Below are 797 nucleotides of genomic sequence, written 5' to 3'. Positions count from 1 at the left end.
TGTTGTACTGGTGCCATTTCCACTTCCCGAAACTCTTCCTGGTACGGTGGCAAAACACCACTGCCCAGGTCTTTGAGTTTGAGAAAAACGGTATAGGGCAGCAGACAACGCAATACACCTTTCGGTCCGAATCCCGGTGCTTTCGAAACACGTGTCGTCGTGCGTTTACCTTTTGCCGTTTTATGCGCATCGGTGCTTTCTGACAGGATCTCTTTGAGCACGCCGTGGTCACGCATAAACTGCATGGCGGCGGCATTCAGACTGCCATTGCGACCGGGGCGATAACCTTCCTCCAGCATCCGTTTTGTGAGAACACGGAACAGGAGAAAGAAGATATCGTCAGCATAGCCGCCCATTAAGGTTCCCGTTAACAGCAGGATTTTCCGGACCTGAGATGCCAGAACGCCCATCGCCTGTCCCTGCGCAGAAGCACCGCCTTTGTACTCGTGACTTTCATCTATCACCATCAAATCAAAGGTATTTTTCGGCAGGTGTTTTTTGATGAACTCGCTGGCCTGGTAATTCCCCTCACCGAAACCAAACTCCATGTTTCCCATCGCCCGTTCCATACGGCTGGCCTGGCGGTCAGAGAAGACCATCTCACCGTTGCCATCCATCAGGTTGATAAATTCATAGAGGTTATCGCCCAGCATCGATGCCAGAAATTCATCGCCAAAAGTGGTTTTGAGTTTCCGTGCGGTGGCTTCGCCTATGGTTGGGATACGTTTGAGAGCTTTACTGACCATCTGCGACTGTAAATCGCCGGAGACAGCATTCGGGCGCATCAGCGTCCAGAG

1 pseudogene is annotated in these 797 nt (G+C 51.8%); it reads right to left on the bottom strand.

The window, feature by feature from the left end:
* A pseudogene (locus tag FDX19_RS12170) lies at positions 1-797 on the bottom strand (DEAD/DEAH box helicase); the annotation flags it as partial.

The sequence above is a fragment of the Citrobacter sp. wls619 genome, from assembly GCF_005281345.1.
Classification (GTDB): domain Bacteria; phylum Pseudomonadota; class Gammaproteobacteria; order Enterobacterales; family Enterobacteriaceae; genus Citrobacter.
Note: the sequence above shows the minus strand (reverse complement) of the source record. Positions and strands in the feature narration are given on the sequence as shown.